Origin of the sequence: Asanoa iriomotensis (genome assembly GCF_016862515.1) — a bacterium.
Lineage (GTDB): Bacteria > Actinomycetota > Actinomycetes > Mycobacteriales > Micromonosporaceae > Asanoa > Asanoa iriomotensis.
Map to the genome: position 1 here is coordinate 1 of NZ_BONC01000015.1, position 20,196 is coordinate 20,196.

Annotated in this window: 22 protein-coding genes; 14 read left to right on the forward strand and 8 right to left on the reverse strand. The window is 70.9% G+C overall.

Annotated features, from left to right (window positions below):
• Positions 1-14: 14 nt before the first annotated feature.
• Complete coding sequence (locus Air01nite_RS12850) at positions 15-869, reverse strand: SDR family oxidoreductase (protein WP_203702275.1); 855 nt, start codon at positions 867-869, stop codon at positions 15-17.
• 46 nt (positions 870-915) lie between these two features.
• Positions 916-1,737, reverse strand: coding sequence for a S1 family peptidase (locus tag Air01nite_RS12855; RefSeq protein WP_203702276.1), 822 nt, complete (start codon positions 1,735-1,737; stop codon positions 916-918).
• A gap of 227 nt (positions 1,738-1,964) precedes the next feature.
• Here Air01nite_RS12855 and Air01nite_RS12860 point away from each other — a divergent pair, with 227 nt between their 5' ends.
• The gene (locus tag Air01nite_RS12860) at positions 1,965-5,384 is read left to right on the forward strand and encodes a 3-keto-alpha-glucoside-1,2-lyase-like domain-containing protein (RefSeq protein WP_203702278.1); all 3,420 of its coding nucleotides are present in this window, start codon (positions 1,965-1,967) and stop codon (positions 5,382-5,384) included.
• Positions 5,385-5,403: 19 nt separating this feature from the next.
• On the opposite strand, the gene Air01nite_RS12865 is transcribed toward Air01nite_RS12860, so the two are convergent.
• Together Air01nite_RS12865 and Air01nite_RS12870 are read right to left on the reverse strand one after the other, a co-directional pair.
• On the reverse strand, positions 5,404-5,661 hold the full coding sequence (locus Air01nite_RS12865; protein ID WP_239090678.1) for a hypothetical protein: 258 nt from the start codon (positions 5,659-5,661) through the stop codon (positions 5,404-5,406).
• 45 nt (positions 5,662-5,706) lie between these two features.
• Positions 5,707-6,585: a helix-turn-helix domain-containing protein gene (locus Air01nite_RS12870; RefSeq protein WP_203702280.1), complete on the reverse strand. Its 879-nt coding sequence runs from the start codon at positions 6,583-6,585 to the stop codon at positions 5,707-5,709.
• 518 nt (positions 6,586-7,103) lie between these two features.
• On the opposite strand from Air01nite_RS12870, the gene Air01nite_RS12880 reads away from it, so the two are divergent.
• The 6 genes from Air01nite_RS12880 to Air01nite_RS12905 all read left to right on the forward strand — a co-directional run bounded on the left by Air01nite_RS12880 (position 7,104) and on the right by Air01nite_RS12905 (position 10,363).
• Positions 7,104-7,319 (forward strand): hypothetical protein, encoded by a 216-nt coding sequence (locus tag Air01nite_RS12880; RefSeq protein WP_203702281.1) that lies wholly within the window; start codon positions 7,104-7,106, stop codon positions 7,317-7,319.
• A gap of 9 nt (positions 7,320-7,328) precedes the next feature.
• Positions 7,329-7,601 (forward strand): hypothetical protein, encoded by a 273-nt coding sequence (locus Air01nite_RS12885; RefSeq protein ID WP_203702282.1) that lies wholly within the window; start codon positions 7,329-7,331, stop codon positions 7,599-7,601.
• 64 nt (positions 7,602-7,665) lie between these two features.
• Entirely contained in the window at positions 7,666-8,454 is a 789-nt protein-coding gene (locus Air01nite_RS12890; RefSeq protein WP_239090679.1) for a class I SAM-dependent methyltransferase, read from the forward strand.
• 53 nt (positions 8,455-8,507) lie between these two features.
• A complete protein-coding gene (locus Air01nite_RS12895; RefSeq protein WP_203702284.1) occupies positions 8,508-8,918 on the forward strand; it encodes a YciI family protein in 411 nt (136 codons plus the stop codon).
• Complete coding sequence (locus Air01nite_RS12900; RefSeq protein WP_203702285.1) at positions 8,915-10,093, forward strand: RNA polymerase sigma factor; 1,179 nt, start codon at positions 8,915-8,917, stop codon at positions 10,091-10,093. Before Air01nite_RS12895 ends, Air01nite_RS12900 begins: the two co-directional genes overlap by 4 nt.
• 63 nt (positions 10,094-10,156) lie before the next feature.
• On the forward strand, positions 10,157-10,363 hold the full coding sequence (locus Air01nite_RS12905) for a hypothetical protein (RefSeq protein WP_203702287.1): 207 nt from the start codon (positions 10,157-10,159) through the stop codon (positions 10,361-10,363).
• Between the two features lie 2 nt (positions 10,364-10,365).
• Here Air01nite_RS12905 and Air01nite_RS12910 read toward each other — a convergent pair whose 3' ends face one another.
• Positions 10,366-11,619 (reverse strand): M48 family metallopeptidase, encoded by a 1,254-nt coding sequence (locus tag Air01nite_RS12910; protein WP_203702289.1) that lies wholly within the window; start codon positions 11,617-11,619, stop codon positions 10,366-10,368.
• Positions 11,620-11,732: 113 nt separating this feature from the next.
• Between Air01nite_RS12910 and Air01nite_RS12915 the strand changes: the two genes are divergently transcribed.
• Positions 11,733-12,770: a Kae1-like domain-containing protein gene (locus tag Air01nite_RS12915; RefSeq protein WP_203702290.1), complete on the forward strand. Its 1,038-nt coding sequence runs from the start codon at positions 11,733-11,735 to the stop codon at positions 12,768-12,770.
• Here the strand turns inward: Air01nite_RS12915 and Air01nite_RS12920 are convergent.
• Together Air01nite_RS12920 and Air01nite_RS12925 are read right to left on the reverse strand one after the other, a co-directional pair.
• Positions 12,706-13,950: an MFS transporter gene (locus Air01nite_RS12920; protein WP_203702291.1), complete on the reverse strand. Its 1,245-nt coding sequence runs from the start codon at positions 13,948-13,950 to the stop codon at positions 12,706-12,708. The genes Air01nite_RS12915 and Air01nite_RS12920 overlap by 65 nt on opposite strands.
• Positions 13,947-14,417, reverse strand: coding sequence for a MarR family winged helix-turn-helix transcriptional regulator (locus Air01nite_RS12925; protein ID WP_203702293.1), 471 nt, complete (start codon positions 14,415-14,417; stop codon positions 13,947-13,949). The genes Air01nite_RS12920 and Air01nite_RS12925 overlap by 4 nt, the downstream gene beginning before the upstream one ends.
• Positions 14,418-14,470: 53 nt before the next feature.
• On the opposite strand from Air01nite_RS12925, the gene arfB reads away from it, so the two are divergent.
• From arfB to Air01nite_RS12955, 6 genes are all read left to right on the forward strand, one after another.
• Entirely contained in the window at positions 14,471-14,896 is a 426-nt protein-coding gene (gene arfB / locus Air01nite_RS12930; protein WP_203702294.1) for an alternative ribosome rescue aminoacyl-tRNA hydrolase ArfB, read from the forward strand.
• 25 nt (positions 14,897-14,921) lie between these two features.
• Positions 14,922-15,971: an ROK family protein gene (locus Air01nite_RS12935; RefSeq protein ID WP_203702296.1), complete on the forward strand. Its 1,050-nt coding sequence runs from the start codon at positions 14,922-14,924 to the stop codon at positions 15,969-15,971.
• A gap of 398 nt (positions 15,972-16,369) precedes the next feature.
• Positions 16,370-16,978 (forward strand): MauE/DoxX family redox-associated membrane protein, encoded by a 609-nt coding sequence (locus tag Air01nite_RS12940; protein WP_203702297.1) that lies wholly within the window; start codon positions 16,370-16,372, stop codon positions 16,976-16,978.
• A gap of 2 nt (positions 16,979-16,980) precedes the next feature.
• On the forward strand, positions 16,981-17,511 hold the full coding sequence (locus Air01nite_RS12945) for a TlpA family protein disulfide reductase (protein ID WP_203702299.1): 531 nt from the start codon (positions 16,981-16,983) through the stop codon (positions 17,509-17,511).
• 111 nt (positions 17,512-17,622) lie between these two features.
• The gene (locus Air01nite_RS12950; RefSeq protein ID WP_239090680.1) at positions 17,623-19,368 is read left to right on the forward strand and encodes an ABC transporter ATP-binding protein; all 1,746 of its coding nucleotides are present in this window, start codon (positions 17,623-17,625) and stop codon (positions 19,366-19,368) included.
• The gene (locus Air01nite_RS12955) at positions 19,365-19,793 is read left to right on the forward strand and encodes a S26 family signal peptidase (RefSeq protein ID WP_203702300.1); all 429 of its coding nucleotides are present in this window, start codon (positions 19,365-19,367) and stop codon (positions 19,791-19,793) included. Before Air01nite_RS12950 ends, Air01nite_RS12955 begins: the two co-directional genes overlap by 4 nt.
• On the opposite strand, the gene Air01nite_RS12960 is transcribed toward Air01nite_RS12955, so the two are convergent.
• Positions 19,785-20,177: a PPC domain-containing DNA-binding protein gene (locus Air01nite_RS12960; protein ID WP_203702302.1), complete on the reverse strand. Its 393-nt coding sequence runs from the start codon at positions 20,175-20,177 to the stop codon at positions 19,785-19,787. The genes Air01nite_RS12955 and Air01nite_RS12960 overlap by 9 nt on opposite strands.
• Positions 20,178-20,196 lie beyond the last annotated feature (19 nt).

Below are 20,196 nucleotides of genomic sequence, written 5' to 3' on the forward strand. Positions count from 1 at the left end.
CCTCGAGACAGACCCTAGATCCCGCGTACGGCGGGTGCGAGCGTCACGGCCAACGGGGTGGTGGGATGGCCGATCAGCCGGGCGAGCGTGCCCGGGGTGTCGGCCAACCCGCCGGCCGCGATGCCCTCGTCCACCCGCGCGGTGAACTCCGCGTCGGGCTCCGGGACGTCCTGGGCGACCAGGGCGTCCCGGTAGTCGGCCGTGGTCAGGTTCCGGTAGGTCACCGGCTCGCCGGACAGGTCGCTGACCAGATCGGCCAGCTCGGCCTTGGTGAACGCGCTGTCGCCGGCCAGCTCGTAGACGCTGTTGTCGTGACCGTCGCCGGCCAGCACCGAGGCGGCCGCGGCGGCGTAGTCGGCGCGCGGCGCGGAGGCGATCCGACCGGCACCCGACGCGCCGAGCACCTCGCCGGTCATCGCCGCCCGCCGTGCGACCGGGATGTAGACCTCGCTGTACCAGTTGTTGCGCAGGAAGCCGTACGGCAGCCCGCTCTCGGCGATGTAGCGCTCGGTCCGCTCGTGGTCGGGCACCGGGATCGGCGTGTCGTCGGCGTGCGCCACGCTGGTGTACGCGATGAACGACGCCCCGGTCGCCCGCGCGGCGTCGACCACGGCCCGGTGCTGGCGCAGCCGGGCGCCCGGCACCGGCCCCGAGATCAGCAGCACCCGGTCGGCGCCGTCGAACGCGTCCCGCAGCGTCATCGGCCGGTCGTAGTCGGCCGGCCGCACGTCGATGCCGCGGTCGACCAGGTCGTTGAGCTTCTCCGGGCTGCGCGCAGCGGCCACCACCTGCCCGGCGGGCACCCGGAGCAACAGCTCGTCGATCACCATCCGGCCCAGCTCACCCGACGCACCGGTAACGACGATCATGACGTTCCCCCCGTACGGACGTCGTTCCTGAGCCCAACGGTAGCTCTCAGTAAGGTCCGACGCCGTAGCTCGTGCCGGCCACCTGTGCCGAGGCGTAGTAGCTGACCCCGCCGGTGGTGCAGGAGCCGCTGCCGCCCGAGGTGATGCCGATGCCGGTCGTGCCGGCGAAGAGCGGGCCGCCGCTGTCGCCGGGCTGGCTGCAGATGTTCGTGCGGATCAGCCCGGTCACCGTGCCGTCGGCGTAGTTGACCGTCACGTTCACCGCGGTGATCGAGCCGGCGCGCAGCCCGTTCGGGCCGCTGCGGTAGACCCGCGAGCCGACGGCGCCCATCCCGAACGCGGTGATCGGTTGCAGGCCCGGATACGTGTTGACCGCGCTCGGCTTGACGATCGTGGTGTTGGTGTAGCGGATCAGCGCGGTGTCGCGGCTCGGTGTCACCGCGCTGACGACACCGAGCGTGACCGTGGCGGCGGCGTCCGCGTAGACGGTGCTGGCGACGGCGCCCACGCAGTGCCGCGACGTGAGGAAGTAGTAGGTGCTGCCGGCGCGGGCGTTGAACCCGATCAGGCACCGGCCGCCGAACCCGCCGCCCTGGTAGAACGGGTCGGCGCCGGCGATGTGCCGGCGCAGCGTGCCGTCGTCGCGGACGAGTTGCCCGCGGTTGCGCAGCGCGTCGCGCAGGCCCGCGACCGCGTCCGCGTGGACCGAACCGTCGACCGCGACCATGGTCTTTCCATTGGCGGTCCACCACGCCGTGCCGGGGAGGCCGGCGAAGCGGGCGAGGCTCGGTGCCGCCGCGGCGGCGGTGGCGGGGAGCAGGACGGCGAGTGCCGCGACGGCGGCGGCGATGACCCGGGCTGTGCGCATGACGGCCTCCGGAGGGTAGATATCGATGACTATCCCTGAATGGAGTGACTGTCGGCAACCCTTTAGTTGGCATCGGTGCTACTTCTGCTCTATTCGACGGAAGTTCTGTCGCATCGACGTTTAGATATGGACAGGTGGCCTGGAAGACCCCTACCGTGTGCGCAACGCGCTGACGCGCGTCGATCCGTCACATCCTCGCTCCGTCCCTCTCCCGTCCCGGAGGAACAATGAGCACACGGTTACGTCCCCTGTCCTGGTTCGCGGCCGCCGGCCTGCTGGTCGGCGGCCTGCTCGTCGCCCCGGCCGCCGCCAGTGCCGCCGTGCCGCCCCAGGAACCCGGTGTCACCCTGCGGGTCTTCGACGTGCAGGTGCCCCTCAACGAGATCTGCGACCTCAAGCCCGGCCAGACGCCCAATGTGGACAAGCTGATGCCGACGATCAACTGGACGACGACCGCCGACTTCGGCGGGCTCAGCGACAACTTCGTCAGCCAGGTGATCGGCAACATCAACATCGCCACCGCCGGCTCGTACACGTTCCGGCTGACCAGCGACGACGGTTCGCGGCTGCTGATCGACAACACCGTGGTGATCGACCACGACGGGCTGCACAGCGCGCAGCCGCCCAAGGAGGGCACGATCACCCTCACCACGGGCTACCACTCGCTGCGGATCGACCACTTCGAGCGCAGCGTCGACCAGCAGATCACCCTGGACTGGCGTACGCCCGGCTCGTCGTCGTTCGTCCTGGTGCCCAACAGCGTCCTGTCCACGGACGCCGGCGTGGTGCGGGTGACCGCGCCCGGCCGCAAGGAATGCGAGGGCGGCACGGACGCACCCGGCGACGGGCTGCCGCTGACCTCGGTCAACCCCAACTACACGCTGACCAACCTGCGGCCCACCGGCTTCCAGCCACAGGTGTCCGCGATGGACTGGCTGCCCGACGGCCGGCTCGCGATCACGACCTGGGGCGGCACGGACAACGTGCTCGGCGAGGTCTACCTGCTGTCCAATGTGCAGACCGCCACCGCGCCGTCCCAGGTGACCTACCAGCGCATCGCGCAGGGTCTGCGGGAGCCGATGGGCATCAAGTACGTCGACGGGAAGCTCTACGTGTCGGAGAAGCATCGCCTCGTCGAGCTCAACGACACCAACGGTGACTGGGTGACCGACAACTACCGGCAGGTGGCCACCTGGCCGTGGGGCGGCAACTTCCACGAGTTCGCCTTCGGCCTGCTCTACCAGGCGCCGTACTTCTACCTGAACCTGTCCATCTCCATCAACTACGGCGGCGCGACCACGAACCCGCAGCCGGCACCCAACCGCGGCACGACGATCCGGGTCGACAAGAACACGGGCGCCGTCCACTATGTCGCGGGCGGCCTGCGTACCCCCGATGGCATCGGTTGGGGTCCGGAGGGCGGCATCTTCGTCACCGACAACCAGGGTGACTGGCTGCCGTCGTCGAAACTCGTGCACATCAAGCAGGACCGGTTCTTCAACCTCAACATGAACCCGCCCGGCCCGTTCCAGAGCCAGCCGGTCACGCAGCCGGTGCTGTGGATGCCGCAGAACGAGATCGCCAACTCGCCGAGCACGCCGGTGATGATCCCGTCAGGGACGTTCGCCGGGCAGATGCTGATCGGTGACGTGACCTACGGCGGCCTGCAGCGGGCGTTCCTGGAGAAGGTCAACGGCGAGTACCAGGGCGCGCTGTTCCGGCACACCCAGGGCCTGGAGATGGGCGTGCTGCGCACGTCGATCGGCCCGAACGGCGCCATCTACGTCGGCGGCCTCGGCGCCGGCGGCAACTGGGGCCAGGAGGGCAAGCTGACGTACGGGCTGCAGAAGCTGACGCCCAACGGCGGCAACGTGTTCGACGTCCTCGCCATGCGGGCGATCGCCGGCGGGTTCGAGCTCGAGTACACGCAACCGATCTCGGCGGCGACGCTCGCCTCACTGGCCACGAAGTACACCGTCAAGCAGTGGCGGTACGTGCCGACGCAGAACTACGGCGGCCCCAAGGTCGACGAGCAGACGCTGTCGGTCACGTCGGCGGTCGCGTCCGCCGACGGCCGCAAGGTGACGCTGAAGGTCAACGGCCTGCAGGCGGGGCGCGTCGTGTACGTGCGGTCGCCGCGCCCGTTCACGGCGACCAACGGGCAGGAGCTGTGGAGCACGGAGGCCTGGTACACCCTCAACGCGCTCGTGGGCGGCCCGCAGCAACCGGGCGTGCTGGAGGCCGAGTCGGCCGCGCTGGCCGGCGGCGCCGTCGTCGCGACCGGACACCTGAACTACACCGGTTCCGGCTTCGTCGAGGGCTACTGGAACCAGGGCGCCTCCACGACGTTCACCGTGTCCGCGGCCAGCGCGGGCTCCTACGACGTGAACCTGCGCTACGCCAACGGTCCCAACGGCGGCACGGGCACCAAGACGGTGTCGTTGTACGTCAACGGGACCAAGGTGCGCCAGGTGCCGTTGCCGTTCACCAACGACTGGGACACGTGGGCGGTGAAGACCGACGCGGTGACGTTGAACGCCGGCACCAACACCATCATGTACCGCTACGACGCCGGTGACATCGGCAACGTCAACCTGGACAACATCACGCTCACCGGCGGCCCGTCGGCGTCGGTCAACCTGGCGCTGAACAAGCCCACCACATCGGACAGTTCCTGCAACGCGAACGAGGGCCCGGCCAAGGCGGTCAACGGCAGCGTGTCGGGCGGCAACACCGACAAGTGGTGCTCGCTCGGGTCCGCCAAGTGGATGCAGGTCGACCTGGGCGCGGCCACCTCGGTGAGCCGGGTCGTGCTCAAGCACGCCGCCGCCGGTGGCGAGAGCGCGTCGTGGAACACCCGGGACTTCAACCTGCAGGTGTCGACGAACGGCACGTCGTGGTCCACAGTGGCCACCGTGACCGCGAACACCGCCGCGACGACGACACACACGTTCGCCGCGGTGCAGGCCCGCTACGTGCGCCTCAACGTCACGACTCCGACCAGCGACGGCAACGCGGCGGCGCGGGTCTACGAGTTCGAGGTGTACGGCTCCGGCTCCGGCCCGACCCGCACGGTGCTGTTCGACGGCACCGCCGCGTCGATGACCGCGAACTGGCAGCACACCGACGGCCGCAACCCGACGTGGACGATCACGGGCGGCGGCATGCAGGTCAACGGCGGTGACATCCGCACCCGGGCGAGCTTCGGCGACTACAAGCTGCACGTCGAGTTCTGGCTGCCGCTGTACGGCCCGGAAGTGACCGGCCAGGCCCGCGCCAACAGCGGGGTCTACCAGCAGGACCGCTACGAGCTCCAGGTGCTGGACTCGTTCGGCGACACGTCGCTCGGCAACGACGAAGCGGCCGCGATCTACCAGAAGAAGGCCGCGGACGTGAACGCGGCGACGGCACCGGAGACGTGGCAGACCTACGAGGTCACGTTCCGCGCGGCCCGCTTCAACGGCACGACCAAGACCGAGGACGCCCGGATGACCGTGGTCTGGAACGGCGTGACGGTGCACAACAACGTGGCCGTCAACGGCCCGACGGGCGGGGGAGCGGCGGAGGCCAACACCCCGGGCCCGATCCGCCTCCAGGACCACACGAACCCGGTCCGCTACCGCAACATCTGGATCGAACCGATGTAACCGACGATCGGGCGCCAGGTCAGCCGGCCTGGCGCCCGACCTCCAACAGTTGTGCCACCAACGCCTCGGGCACCGCCACCAGGGACTCCTCCGCCGGCACGACGATCCCGAAAGCGGCGGGGTCCACCGATGGGCCCTGGACCAGGTAGGTGCCGTCGACGGCGCGGTAGATCGTCGGGCACGTTCCCCCGTTGCAGGCCAACGTGGCGATCGTCGTCACCTCCCGCGGATGTCGGATCTCTGGTTCGGGCACATGTGACTTCGAGTGTTCATCCATGTTCTGACGGTAAGAGCAGCGGCTCGGGCGGGACAAGTGTGACGACTACCGGGTCTGTCGCATCGCACGCAGGAAACGGTCCATGTGCCGGTCGAGCAGCGGGTCGATCTCGGTGATCGCCGCTTTGGCGAGTGCGTCGAAGGCCTGCCGGTACGCCGCGGCATCCAACTTGCCCCGCGTCGAGATCGAGGTGTTGAGCAGGTCGATGATGACGACGGCATCATCGGCCAGCACGAAGCCGCTCATCGGGAGGGTGGTGACGTCGGAGTCCGTGGGAAGCAGTCCGACGGTGACGTTCTCCTGCTTCGCCACCTCTCGCAGACGTTGAATCTGTGCCGGCATGTATTCGGGGGCGCAGACCCGGCTCTCCAGGACGGCCTCCATGATCAGGAAATGGAAGCGCCGCGCCGGATCCGCGAGAATCTCCTGACGCGCCATTCGCGCCGAGACGGCTTCCGCCACCGCCGCGTTGGCGGCCGCGTCGAGAGCCGGTGAAAGGACGCGCTGGTAACTGGTCAGCACCCCCCGCGCGTACTCGCTGGTCTGTAGCAGCCCCGGGATCACCGTCGGTTGGAAGACCCGCAGTTCGCGGACGCCGCTCTCGATCTCACCGATGTCGTGTTGCCGGCCCGGCAGCGACAGTGTCGAGGTGCGCCAGTCGGTCATCATGTTCTGCGCCTGCTCGGCGAGAGCTACGAGCTGGCGCACCAGGTCGTCCGGAGCGTCCAGGGCCCGCGCGACGCGCTCGATGTCGGCCGGGTCGGGCAGGCCCACGCCATTCTCCAGCCGGGAGATTTTCGGCTGGCTCATGTCGACGAGCTTGCCCAACTCGCGGCCGGTCAGGTTCTTCGCGCGGCGCAACCGGGCGAGCGTCGGGCCCAACGAGTCGTCCGGGTCGAAGTGAGCGCCGTGCGTAGGGGACACAGGGCGCTCCCTTCTGCGTGGTGGACGCGATGGTGGTTCACGCCATCGCGCGGACGGCGTTCCTCAGGACGTCTACGGGGATCTCGACGAGCTGCTCGCCCGCGGGGACGGCGACGCCCGAGCCTTCGGCCGGCACCGTATAACCCTGCACGATGATCGTTCCTCGGCCGCTGTCGTAAATGGTCGGGCAGCTTCCACCCGTGCAACCGGTGGTGGAAAGGAGGCGGAGGTCAAGTTGGTTCGTGGGCATATTCACCCGCGGAGCTTGATTCATGATCATCGGATAGTCAATCGTCCGCGCCGACCGTTTCGCCCGATCGAGGTCCTATGTGGGCTTGCTGGTGTGGAGACGGCGGTCCGCTACGCCGCCACATGGACGCTACCACTCAGCCATATGGCACTCTAGCCCCGTTTTGAGCAGTTGAATTCGCGCCTGGTGAATATGTGCATGTGACCTTGAATGTCGATCATGGATAGTGAATTCTCAACGCTCGGCCCGACGGTGTGAGGTGATCATCGTGAGTCTTGCGGATCTATGGGGGTCGTTGAGCCACTATCCGGAGGCCTATCTGGTCGCTGCCGCGGCAGTGCTGCTGCTGGCGTTGCGAGCGGCACGGCAGGCGCTGGTGCCCGTGGAGCCGATCGTGCGGGCATTGGCCGCCGTCGTCGGCGTGGCATTCGCGGCGGGGGTCGCATTCGTGGTCGTGATCGCCGTCGTCGTGAGTGGAAGCTGAGGAGTCGCCATGACGGACATCGCGCTCATCGCCGCGGTGGCAGCGTTCGTCGGTCTCGTCGTGGTGGTGGAGCTGGCCGCAGCGGTATTGCCGCTGGTGATCATCCTGACCTGCGTGCCGCCCAGCGAGCGGAGGGTGCTGGTCGAGTTGGTCACGGCCACCGGTGGCGGTGGCCGCCTGCGGGTCGGCCGGGTGCTGCGGCTCATCGGCGCGCTCGACCGGAACGCTCCTTACGCCCACACGCGGGACGCCCGGGCGGGTCGCCGAGAGTCGGGTGGGTGACGGATGCGAGATCCGTTCACTCGATCGGGGTGTTCGATGGCAAATGCCGGATACTGTTGCCCCCGTGTTGGGGGACCGATGGTCGCAGCGCGACGCGTACGACGCCTACATGGGCCGGTGGAGCCGGCGCGTGGCGCCGCTGTTCGTGCGCTGGTTGACCCCGCCGGCGGGCCGGCGCTGGGTCGACGTGGGGTGCGGCACCGGGGCGTTGAGCGGCGCGGTGCTCACGGCCGCGGCGCCCACCGAGGTCACCGGGGTCGACAGCTCGGCGGCGTTCGTGACCGCCGCCGCCGACCGGGTCAGCGACCCGCGGGCCCGGTTCCGGGTCGGTGACGCGGCCGCGCTCCCGCTGCCCGACGACGGGTTCGACGTGGCGGTCAGCGGCCTCGCGCTCAACTTCGTGGCAGAGCCGCCGCGCGCCGTGGCGGAGATGGCCCGGGTCACGGCGCCGGGCGGCACGGTGGCCGCCTACGTGTGGGACTACTCCGACGGCATGGAGATGCTCCGGTATTTCTGGACCGCCGCCGCGACCATCGACCCGACCGCGCCGGACGAGCTGGGCCGCTTCGCCGCCGTCTGCCGGCCCGACCCGCTCCGGACGCTGTGGACCGGCGCGGGCCTGACCGGGGTCACCGTCGACGCGGTCTCGATCCCGACCACCTTCACGGGCTTCGACGACTTCTGGACCCCGTTCCTCGGCGGTCAGGGCCCGGCGCCCGGCTTCGTCGCCCACCTCGAGCCCGGCGACCGCAACCGCCTGCGCGACCTGCTCCGCTCCCGGCTGCCGGTCGCACCCGACGGCACGATCCGCCTCACGGCCCGTGCCTGGACCGTCCGCGGGGTTGTGTCCTGAACCGGGCGGCGGCTCCGTCTCCCCGGCAGAAAGGGAGACCCGAGGAGGACCGCATGCCCAAGTACCTGCTGATCGTCGACTACGACGGCGGCGACGTGATCGAGCCCATGACCGACTGGACGCCCGACGAGGTCAAGGCGCACATGGACTACTACGGCGCGCTCCGGGAGGAGCTGCTCGGCACCGGTGAGCTCGTCACGCAGGAGGCGTTGACCGGGCCCGAGCTGGCCAAGGTCGTGCGGGCCGACGGGCGGACCGCGCCGGTGGTCACCGACGGGCCGTTCGCCGAGTTCAAGGAGATGCTCGCCGGCTACCAGCTCGTCGACGTCGACTCCGAGGCCCGGGCGATCGAGATCGCGGCGAAGATCTCGGCCGTGCCCGGGCCGGGCGGGCGGCCGTTGCGGCAACCGATCGGCGTGCGGCGGGTCATGACCGACGCGGACTTCGACCTGTTGGTGGGATGAGACCAGCGCTGACCGACCTGCTGCGCGGCCTCGCGCCGCAGGTCGTCGGCGTGCTCACCCGGCGCGGCGGAGACTTCGCGGGCGCCGAGGATGCCACGCAGGAGGCCCTGCTCGCCGCGGCGCTGCACTGGCCCGCCGACGGCGTCCCGGACAACCCGCGCGCGTGGCTGATCCGCGCCGGCGAGCGCAAGCTGGTCGACCAGCTCCGCGGTGACCAGGCCCGGCGCCGCCGGGAGGCGCTGGTCGCGGCCCGCGAGCCGGCCGAACCGCCCACGCCCGCCGACCGGGACGACTCGTTGGCCGTACTCCTGATGTGTTGTCATCCGGCACTGCCGCAGGCGTCGGCGATCGCGCTGACCCTGCGCGCCGTCGGCGGCCTGAGCACCGCGGAGATCGCCGACGCGTTCCTCGTGCCCGAGGCCACGATGGCCCGCCGCATCAGCCGCGCCAAGCAGGCCGTCCGGGACGTCGGCATCGCGGACCGCGCCGAGGTCACGCCCGCGGCCCGGCGCGTCCTCTATCTGATCTTCAACGCCGGTCATCTGCGCAACGCGGACCTGTCCGCCGAGGCGATCCGGCTGACGCGGATGGTCCACCGGCTGCGGCCGGACGATCCGGAGAGCGCCGGGCTGCTCGCGCTGATGCTGCTCACCGAGGCCCGCCGGCCCGCCCGCACGACCGCCGGCGGCGACCTCGTGCCCCTGGACGAACAGGACCGCTCCCGCTGGGACCACCTGCTGATCAAGGAGGGCACCGGGCTGGTCGACGACGCCTTCCGACGCGGCGCGGTGGGGGAGTACCAGATCGAGGCCGCCATCGCCGCCCTGCACGACCGGGCCGGTCGCGCCGCGGAGACCGACTGGCCGCAGATCCGGGCGTTGTACGGCGTCCTGGAACGGATGACCGGCAGTCCGGTGGTCACGCTCAACCACGCGGTGGCTGCCGCGATGGTCTCGGGCCCCGCGGAGGGCCTGGCCATGCTCGCCCCGCTCGACCTGGTGCTGCCGGACCACCAGCGGCTCCACGCGGTGCGCGCCCATCTGCACGAGTTGGCCGGTGACGCGGTCCGGGCGGTGGACCATTACCGGGCCGCGGCCGCCCGCGCGACGAGCCCGGCGGAGCAGCGCTATCTCACCCTGCGGGCAGCTCGGTTGGCCCGGCGCGGCGGTGCGTGACCCGACCCGGAATCCCCGCAAAATGGAGGCTCGGCGCCAGGGCGGTGAACGGGGGCGGTGCGCGTGAACACGAACAACGCGGCGAGCGAGGTCCGCTGGGTCTACCGCCCACCCCGCAACCGCCGGTCACCCGAGTCCGGTGCCGAGTTCGTCGGTGCGCCGGTGTTCGGAGTCAGCGCCGCCGACGAGGCCGGGCTGGTCGACGTCATCCTGACCGACGGCACCCGGATCACCGCCCGCGCCGCGGACGTGGTCGCCGAGCCGATCTGAGGTCACATCTCGTACTGTTCGGCGAGTTCGTTGCGCAGCGTTTCCGCGTACGGGGCCAACTCGCGGACGATCCTCGCCCACTCGTCGTCGCTGACGGTGACGGCCGGCGGCGTGTCCGGCAGCGTCGAGACGAACTGGTGCCGGCGTCCCGTGGCGGCGTGGCTGCTGAACAGGGACGCCTCCGTGCGCATGGTGAGCTGGCGCAGCACGGCGGTCCGGTCGTCGTTGCGGGCCCGGTTCTGTGCGACCCGCTGCCGCCACTCGGCCATCGCGTAGCCCTTGCGGGCGATGCCGGTGATCGCGCCGCGGAACAAGGGGAACGCGGCGATCGCGTCGAACAGGCCCAGCGTTGCGGCCCGTCCGGCGGCCCGCACGGCGAGCAGGTCAGCCTGCTGCTCGGCCCGCCGGTCGTCGCGTGCCGCCGCCAGGTGGATCGCGGCGTGCACGGCGAACGACAGCCAGGACAGCAGGCCGCTGATCAGCCGCCACAGCTCGTAGACGATGAGGTACAGGCCGAGCAGCTCACGCTCCACACCGGACACCCGGTCGGGCCGCAGGCCGCTCGCGATGTGGCCGAAGGTGACCCGTGCCGGCATCGTCACCATCGCGCGGCGGGAGTCCCGGTTCGCGAAGTGGCCGAGCTCGTGGCCGAGCAACGCGACCAGCTCGGCCCGCTCGACGCTGGCCACCAAGGGGATGCCCAGCGTCAGGATGCGGCGCTGCCGGATGCCGACGACGGTCGTCCACGCGCCCCACAGGCCCGGGTCTACGGCGATGACGTCGGGGTGTGGCGCGCCGGTCGCGGCCGCGACGCGTTCGACGAGGGCGTGCAGCGCGGGCGCGCGTTCGGCGTCGAGCCGGTAGAGCGGTTTGAGGATCTTCTTGACCCGCCCGAGTCGTGGGCGCACCAGGTACGCCACGAGGAGCAGCACGAGGCCGAGTAGGACCGGCCCGGCGATCAGCAACCAGATGCCGGCCAGCAGCGCCGCCGCGGGCACCGCGAGCAGCACCGCGGAGATCGCCACCAGCAGCATGAAGGCGCGGTCGCGGCCGGGCCGCACCGGCGTGCCGGTGGCCAGCAGCTTGTCCGCCCGGAATCCGGCGCGATGGTCGCGTGCCCGGATCGTCCGGTAGAACCAGGTCGCGTTCTCGATCGGCGCGAGCTTGTCGAGGTTGAACTCGCAGCGCGGGCACCAGGGCGGCTGGTCCTCCTCGACGGCCAGCGGCACGACGCAGGTGGGACAGGTATCGGTCACCGGCGAATTCTGGGGCGCAGTTGATCATCGGTCAATCGACTGATCGTTCGCCGGTGTAACGATAAGCGTTGATAAGGGATACACCATCTGGCCGGGATAACGAGAATCCCGGTGTGGTGGTCGCGTTGCCGTGGGAGGTGGCACCGACGCTCGCGGTGGGCGCGCGGTCGTCGGCGCTCGGCGCCGGCCGGCTTGCGTGGCTCGGGTCGTTCGCGCACCCGGACGAGGCCCTCGCCGGACTGGCCGCGGCGGCGGGTGTCGCACCGGAGCTGGCCGCCGTGGACCTGCGCCCGGGTGACCCCGCGCACCTGTGGGCGGCGCGCGCCGGCCTGCCGGTGCGGGCGGTGGCCCGGCACCACGCGCTGGTCGCCGCGACGATGGCCGCACACGGCCTCGGACCCGACGAGCAGGTGATCGGTTTCGCGTTCGACGGCGGCGGCTACGGCCCGGACGGCGCCACCTGGGGTGGCGAGGTGCTCGTCGCGGGCTACAAGGGATTCCGGCGGGTCGCCCACCTCGGGTACGTGCGGTGCGTCGGCACGGACCGGCCACATCGGATCGCCCTGGCCCACCTCCGCCACGCCGGCTTGCCGTGGGACCTCGACCTGGCTCCGGTCCGCGCCTGCTCGACCCGCGAACGCCGGATCCTGGCCGGCCAACTCGACTCAGGCTTCGGCTGCGCCACCACAACCAGCGTCGGCCTGCTACTGACCACGATCGCCGCCCTGCACGGCCGGGTCACCGCTCCGCCCGGCGCGGGCCACGATGTGCGCGGGCCGGTTGCGGCGGTGCCCGGTGCGATCGCCGGCCTGCACGGGTTGGCCGGTGGGCGGGCGGCTGGCGGCGAGCCGTACCCGATGCGGGGTCTCGATCCTGGTGCGCTGGTTCGTGCGGTGGTCGCGGACGTGCGCGCCGGAGTGCCCGCCCAGGCGATCGACGCCCGAGTGCGGGCGACGCTCGTCGCCCTGGTGGCCGATCAGGCGCGCCGGTGTGCGCGCGAGACCGGCCTCGACGTCGTCGTCCTGGCCGGCGACGTGTTCGACGACCCGGCACTGACCGTGGAAGCACAGGGAAACCTGCCGGATCTCACGGTGCTGGCTGGCCGGCCGCCGATGGCGTTGGGACGGTTGCTGTGCGCAGCGGCCGGCTGAACCCCGCCAGCAACGCGGTGCCCACAAGGCAGGTCACGCCGCCGACGGCCAGTGCGGCGCTGCCCGTCATGACCGACGCGACCAGGCCCGCCCGCAGGTTGCCCAGCTCCGGGCCCGCTACGCCGACGACGTGTTCGAGGGCGGCTACCCGGCCGAGGTAGGCGTCCGGTGTGGACGTCTGCACGACCGTTCCCCGGGCCACCACCGCCCAGGTGTCCGCGGCGCCCGCCAGCGCGAGGCAGCCGAGCACCGCGGGCAGCGTGTCGACCACGCCTGCCAAGGCCAGCGCGCCTCCCCAGACCGCGCCGCCGGCCAGCAGCACGACGCCCGGGCGCGTGCGGCGGGTCGATAGTCCGGACAGGACGGACGCGAGCGCACCGCCGACGCCGATCGCGGTCAGGAACAAGCCCAGGCTCGCCGGCGAGCCGCTGAACTTCTCCTGGTTGACAACCGGGAACAGGGCCACCGGCATCGCCAGCAGCGTGGCGCACAGGTCGGCGAGCAGGGCGCCCGCCACCGGGCGTGTGCGCACCGCGAACCGGATGCCCTCGGCCACCGCGCGCGGGCCGGCGCCGCCCGACGACGTGCCGGTCACCCGGGGGAGCCCGGCGATCCCGATTAGGGCCGCGCCGAACGAGGCCGCGTCGACCACGAAGCAGATCGGGGCGCCGGCGTACGCGGTGAGCACGCCGGCCGCGGCCGGGCCGAGCAGCATCGCGAGCTGGAACGAGAGGTGGTTGAGGGCCAGCCCGGCGGCCAGCCGGTCGGGTGGCAGCAGGACCGGCGTGTACGCGCGCAGGGCCGGGTAGGCCAGCGCCGACAGCCCGGAGTGTGCGGCGGCCAGCGCGAACAGCACGCCGACCGGCGAGGCAGTGGCCGCGGTGACCGCCATCAGCAGGCTGGTCGCGACCAGGCCCCAGGTCGCACCGGTGGCCAGGCGCCGCCGGTCGACGTGGTCGACGAACGCGCTGCCCAGCAGCGCCACCGCGACCAGCGGCAGCGCGGTGGTCAGGCCCAGCAGGCCGACCAGCGCCGGGTTGTGCGTGCGGTCCCAGACGGAGAAGACGACCGCGAAGCCGCCGAACTGACCGCCGAAGCCGGACAGCGTGCTGCCCAGCCACAGCCGGCGGAACGTGGCGTGCTCGCGCAGCGGGCGCAGGTCGACCAGGGCGCCCTTCACAGGGTGAGGTTGGCGCGCAGCCGGTCGGCGAACGAGCGGCGCTCCAGCGCGCGCCTGATGTCCTCGACGACGGCGGTCAGCGGGTACGGCAGCTCCGCGTCCAGCTCACGGACCGTGGTCTCGGTGGCCCGCCACTCGGCGACCAGGAACGGCACCAGCTCGCGGCCGCGGCCGGAGAGCTTGATCCGCCGGGTGCGGCCGTCGACGTTGTCCGCGTCCTCGACCAGCCCGGCCCGCCGCATCGCGGCGACGGTCTGGCTCATGGCCGAGTGGGTGACCGAGATCCGGCCGGCGAGCTGCTGGATGGTCATCGGCTCGTGCCGGGAGAGCTGGATCATCGGCCCGACGAACCGGGTGCGCACGTCGCCGATGCCGGCCTCGTCGTAGAGGGCCGCGATGTCGCGATCCAGGCCGTGCAGGAGCGCCCAGACCGGCCCCCAGTGACTGCTGTCGAGAAGATCTGCCACGGCGTACGATGTAACAGCACTTATATAAGTGCTGTCAAGTCTATCCTGACGGCATGGCACCCCTGACCGTCCGCCCCGGCGTGGAGATCCCCGAGGCCGAGCTTCACTGGCGGTTCTCCCGCTCCTCCGGCCCCGGCGGTCAGGGCGTCAACACCGCCGACTCGCGCGTCGAGCTGAGCTGGGACCTCGACGCGACCACCGCGCTCGGGCCGGTGCTGAAGGACCGGGCCCGAGAACGGCTGGCGAACCGCCTGGTCGGGGGCGTGCTCACGGTCGCCGCCTCCGAGCACCGGGCCCAGCTCCGCAACCGCGAGGCGGCGCTGGCCAGGCTGGCCGCTCTGGTCGCCGGCGCGATCGAGCCGCCACCCCCGCCACGCCGCGCGACCCGACCGTCACGAGCCGCCAAGGAACGCCGGATCGCTGCCAAGAAAAGACGCGGAGAGACCAAACGCCTGAGGCGACCGGAGGACGGCAGTTGATCGCCGCCCGTGCAACGATCGGCAGATGAACAGCGTACGGGCGGTCGAAGGTGACCGGTGGGTGGTCGTCGGCCTCGACAACGGCGGCAATGCCAACAACGCGACCGTGCTCGACTCGGCCGGCGACTTTCTGGTCGACGGGCTGCTGGAGAGCCCGAGCCGGGTCAAGGAAGGCCCGGTCGTCGCGGTCCAGGCGCTCGCCGAGGCGTTCGACAACGTGCTCGACCAGACCGGCGTCCCCCGCGCGGCGGTGCGGTCCGTCGGGCTGGACACCCCGGGCCCGGCCAGCGCCACCGGCGTCATCTCCGCCAAGGGCTCGACCAACTTCGTCGACCCCGCCTGGCGCGGCTTCGACGTCCGGGGCGCGCTCGAGGAGCGGCTGGGGCTGCCGGTCGTCTACAACAACGACGGCAACGCCGCCGCCCTCTACGCGCACCACGTCCACTTCGGACTCGCGGGCAACAGCCGGTCGTCGGTCTCGGCGATCGTCGGCACCGGGCTCGGCGGCGGCGTGATCGAGGCCGGCCGGATCGTCTCCGGCGCCGCCGGCATGGCCGGTGAGCTGGGGCACGTGCACATTCCGATGCAGGGTCTGCTGGGCGACGGCCAGGCGCTGCCGAGCTGCAACTGCGGCTTCGAAGGCGACGCGGAGAGCGTGGCCTCGCTGACCGGCATCGAGCGCAACCTGCTGCCGTACTGGCTGGCCAGGCATCCCGAGCACCCGCTGGCCGCGGAGCCGTCGCTGGCCACGGCGGCCAAGCTGGTCCGCGGGCTGGGCGAGGCCGGCGACCCGCTGGCGCGCACGATCTTCGAGCAGCAGGCGACCGCGATCGGCCGGCTGTTCACGATCGCCGCCAACTTCACCGACCCCGACGCGTACTTCGTCGGCGGCGGCGTGGTCCAGGCGGGCGCGGAGTTCGGGCAGTGGTTCCTCGACCAGGTCGTGCGCCACACGAGCCTGCGCGACGAGCAGCGCCAGGTGGCGACGTTCGCCCTCGTGCCGGACCTCGACATGGCCGGCGCCCGCGGCGCCGCCCTCGCCGCCCGCCAGTCGGTGCCGCGCGGCACCACATAGACGATGGCAGGCCGCCCACCGGCGGTGTAAGAAAACGATGAATCGACTGTGATCGTTGCCCTCTACCGTCGCCGTCAGTCCAGACATCGGCCTGAACGACGATGCGACGAGAGTGGGGTGAAATGAAGACGTTGGAGAATCTCGGCGACCGGCTGCTCAGCCTGTTTGTCCCTAAGACCGACGCGTCGGCCTGCTGGTGCAATACCGGGCCCTGCAGGTTGCCGGATGGCTCGTCCGGGACAAGGGAGTGCTGCAAGGTTGGTGGCAGGCTCTACTGCGAGCCGTGTTCGTAAGTTCGGCATGGCCGGGCCAGACGGTGTCTGGCCCGGCACTCGCCGCCCAGGCGACTACTCCGAGGGTTCGTCGATACTGCCCAACGGGTCTTCCTAGGGAGCCACATGGTTATCGCCCTGGCCGGGCAGGCCTTGCTGGGCACGGTCTTCGCCGTCTCGGCCGTGGCCAAGCTGCGCGACGGGACCGCGTTTCGGCGGTTCGCCGAGCAGGTGCTCGCGCTTCGCATCCATAACCGGGCAGCGTTGGTGTGGGCGCACCGTGCGGTCACGCTCGGCACGCTGTCCGGTGAGCTCGCCGTGGCCGTCCTGCTGCTCGCGCCGGTCGTGGTGCCGACGTTGCCGCGCTGGTCGGTCGGCGCGGGTTACACACTCGCTGTGGTTTTGCTGCTCGCCTTCACCGCCGCGTTGTGGCTTGCCGTTCGCCGCGGCGTACGCGCCGGATGCGGGTGCTTTGGCCGCGCGGAGACACCGGCCGGAATGTGGCAGGTGGGGCGCAATGCGGTGCTGGTCGCGATCGCTGCGATTGGGCTGCTCACAGGATCGGTCAACAGCGTCGCGACGCCGAGAGCCGGAGCCGACGTGGTCGTGGATGTCGTGATCGGGGTCGCGCTGGCCATCGTCGTGATGAGCCTGCACGAGCTGACGAGCCTGTTTCGCCCCGGCACACGATCGTCGTCGATGGCGGTGCCGTCCGAACGAAAGGGTTGGAGGTGAACATGGCCGTCGCGGTCGCCGTACTCGGTCTGTTCTGCTTGGCGAATCTGTTGCTTACCGTTGGCGTGGTCCGCCGGCTACGGGACCACAGCGCGATGTTGGAGCTGGTGGGTGGACCCGAGGTGATCAGTCCTGTCGGTTCCGCGGTCGATGAGTACGCGGCCGTGGCGATCGACGGGGCGAGCGTCCGGCGCGATCTGCTGGTCGGGCTCACGCTGGTCGGGTTCTTTTCCCCCACGTGCGGGCCGTGTCATGAGCGGCTGCCGTTGTTCGTCACGCGGGCCCGCCTCATGCCGGCCGAGCGCGTGCTCGCCGTCGTGGTCGGCCAAGGCGACGACGACAGCGACGGTACGCGGGAGATCGTCGGCCGGCTGACCGAAGTCGCGACGGTCGTCGTCGAGCCGCCCAACGGCGTCCTGGCGCAGGCGTTCGGCGTACGCGGCTTCCCCGCTTTTGCCCTGGTCGACGCGTCCGGCGAGGTGGTGGGTGCTGGCACAGATCCCGCAACCCTTCCGGTCGCGGTGGCCTGGTAAGGGCAGGGGTCGCGCGTGAAGGGGAGCGCCCGGTGGCGACGATCGACGGCGGTTGGAGCTCTCGCCCTCGCCTGGCGCGCCGCGCCCTTCTTGGTTGTCGCCCTGGTCCTGGTGAGCGTGGTCATGGCGGTCGCACCGGTCACCGCCGCGTGGCTGACGAAGGTGGTGCTCGACCGATTGGTTGCCGGTGGCGGCGATCGGACGGCGCTGCTCGGTCACACGCTGGGCCTTTGTCTGGCCGGACTGGTGAGCGCTGTCGCTCCGCACGTGGCCCGCTACGTCAGAGCGGAGCAGGGTCGGCGGGTGGGCATTCTCGCCCGCGACGAGTTGTTCACCTCGGTGGAGCGGTTCGTCGGGCTGGCGCCGTTCGAGGATCCGGCCTTCGTCGATCGGCTTCGGCTGGCGCAACGGGCCGGAGCCGGCAGCCCCAACGGAGTGCTCGACGGCATCGTGGGCATCGCCGGCAGCGCGCTGGCGGTGGCCGGCTTTTTCGGCGCGCTGGCGGTGCTCAATCCGGTCATGAGCGGTGTCGTGGTCGCCGCGGCGGTGCCGGCCCTTCTCGCGCAGCTCGCGATCTCACGGCGCCGGGCGGCCGCGATGTGGGCGATCGGTCGGCCGGAGCGCCTGGAGTTCTTCTATCAGTCGCTGCTGTCCACGGTGGAGGCCGCGAAGGAGATCCGGCTCTTCGGCACCGGCGCGGTGCTGCGGCAGCGGATGCTCGCGGAGCGGCGGAGCGCGGACACGACCGTGCGCGCGGTGGATCGGCGCGAGTTGCGCAGCCAGGGCCTGTTGGGTTTGGTCGGGGCGGCGGTCGCCGGCGGGGGCCTGTTCTGGGCCGTGTCGGCCGCCTGGTCGGGGCACATGACCATCGGGGATGTGTCGATGTTCGTGGTGTCCGTGGCCGGCGTGCAGGCGGCCCTCAGCGCCCTGGTGATCCAGGTGGCTTCGACGCACCAGCATCTGCTCCTGTTCCGACATCACCTGGACGTGGTCGGGTCGGACCCGGAAATGCCCGTCCGGCGCCCGGCTCTGGTCGCCGCGCCACTGCGGCAGGGCATTGAGGTACGCGACGTCTGGTTCCGCTACTCCGACGAGCACCCGTGGATCCTGCGCGGCGTGAGCTTCACGATTCCAAGTGGCACCACGGTCGCGCTGGTCGGCCGCAACGGTGCTGGAAAGTCCACTTTGGTCAAGCTCTTGTGCCGCTTCTACGACCCGGTGCGGGGCAGCATTCTTTGGGACGGGGTCGATATCAGGGATCTCGATCCGCCGACGCTGCGTAGCCGCATCGGCGCGGTGTTCCAGGATTTCGCCAGCTACGACCTCTCCGCGGCGGACAACATCGGCCTCGGCGACGTCTCGGCACTCGGCGACCTGCGGCGTATCGAATCCGCGGCCCGCACCGCGGGCGTACACGATGTGCTCGCTGCCCTCCCGCACAGGTACGACACGGAGTTGAGCCGCATCTACACCGACGAGAACGACCCGAGCGCGGGGGTGGTGCTCTCGGGTGGTCAATGGCAGCGGGTCGCGCTGGCCCGGGCGATGGTGCGGGCCCAGTGCGACCTGTTGATCTGCGACGAGCCGAACTCCGGGCTCGACGCCGAGGCCGAGTACGAGGTCCACGAGACGCTGAGGCGGCACCGAGACGGCCGGACCAGCATTCTTATCTCGCACCGACTCTCCGCCTTGCGTGATGCGGACCGCATCGTCGTGCTCGAGGGCGGCGTCGTGGTCGAGGAAGGTCGCCACGACGGCCTGTTGGCCCTGTCCGGGCGGTACGCGGGTCTGTTCGAGCGCCAGGCCGCGGGATACCGGGAGCAGGCGGCGGAATCCCGGGAAGAGGCGCTGACGTGACCTGGCTCGGCATCCTGTGGGCGGTGGCGGTGTTCGCGGGCTGCGTTCTCTGGTGGGTGACCAACCGGCTGCGAATCGCGACCATCAACGGGTCGAGCATGGCACCGGCACTGTCCGACGGCGACCGGGTCCTGGTCCGGCGGGTGCGCGCCTCGACCCTGCGCCGGGGCGACGTGGTGATGGTGTCCCTGGTCGCGGACGCCACGCGCCCCGGCGCGAACCCGATCCGTCATGTGGTCAAGCGGGTCGCCGCGCTGCCGGGCGAACCCGTCCCGGATGACGTACCTGCCGAAGGCATGCGGGTTGTGCCGCGGGGCATGCTCGTCCTCCTCGGTGACAACCCGAGCCAAAGCATAGATTCGCGCGATCTCGGCTATTTCCGCTTGAAGAACGTGTTCGGGGTGGTGACTCGACGCCTACGCTGATGTTCGTTCGATGGTCAGCTCATCCCACCCGGTCTCCGGGTGACTCGAGCGCGTGAACCGCCAATCGTCGTCGGCGCCGAGGACGACCTCGACCGTGCCGTTCGGCGAGACCACGCATCCACCGAGCAGGTGTCCACCGAGGATCGTGCCCGACGGATCGGCCACGGCCAGGTGGACATGCATTCCCGTGGCGGACAGGGTGCCGGCGGCGGAGATGATCTCGTATTCGTCCAGTGCCGTATGGATATCGGCGAGCCGCAGCGTGATCTGACGCAGACTGCCGACGCAGCTCATCACCCAAGCCGCGGACAGCCTCTCGCGCCGTACGGTGGACTGCAGCGCCTGTTTGAGATCGGTTCCCGGGTCGAGACGGAGCGGAATCACTCTCATGCGCGCAGACGCT

Coding starts and splice junctions, on each gene's coding strand:
- Air01nite_RS12940 (WP_203702297.1), top strand. CDS start 16,370: ATGGTTATCGCCCTGGCCGGGCAGGCCTTGCTGGGCACGGTCTTCGCC.
- Air01nite_RS12895 (WP_203702284.1), top strand. CDS start 8,508: ATGCCCAAGTACCTGCTGATCGTCGACTACGACGGCGGCGACGTGATC.
- Air01nite_RS12860 (WP_203702278.1), top strand. CDS start 1,965: ATGAGCACACGGTTACGTCCCCTGTCCTGGTTCGCGGCCGCCGGCCTG.
- Air01nite_RS12945 (WP_203702299.1), top strand. CDS start 16,981: ATGGCCGTCGCGGTCGCCGTACTCGGTCTGTTCTGCTTGGCGAATCTG.
- Air01nite_RS12885 (WP_203702282.1), top strand. CDS start 7,329: ATGACGGACATCGCGCTCATCGCCGCGGTGGCAGCGTTCGTCGGTCTC.
- Air01nite_RS12900 (WP_203702285.1), top strand. CDS start 8,915: ATGAGACCAGCGCTGACCGACCTGCTGCGCGGCCTCGCGCCGCAGGTC.
- Air01nite_RS12850 (WP_203702275.1), bottom strand. CDS start 869: ATGATCGTCGTTACCGGTGCGTCGGGTGAGCTGGGCCGGATGGTGATC.
- Air01nite_RS12865 (WP_239090678.1), bottom strand. CDS start 5,661: ATGGATGAACACTCGAAGTCACATGTGCCCGAACCAGAGATCCGACAT.
- Air01nite_RS12935 (WP_203702296.1), top strand. CDS start 14,922: ATGAACAGCGTACGGGCGGTCGAAGGTGACCGGTGGGTGGTCGTCGGC.
- Air01nite_RS12855 (WP_203702276.1), bottom strand. CDS start 1,737: ATGCGCACAGCCCGGGTCATCGCCGCCGCCGTCGCGGCACTCGCCGTC.
- arfB (WP_203702294.1), top strand. CDS start 14,471: ATGGCACCCCTGACCGTCCGCCCCGGCGTGGAGATCCCCGAGGCCGAG.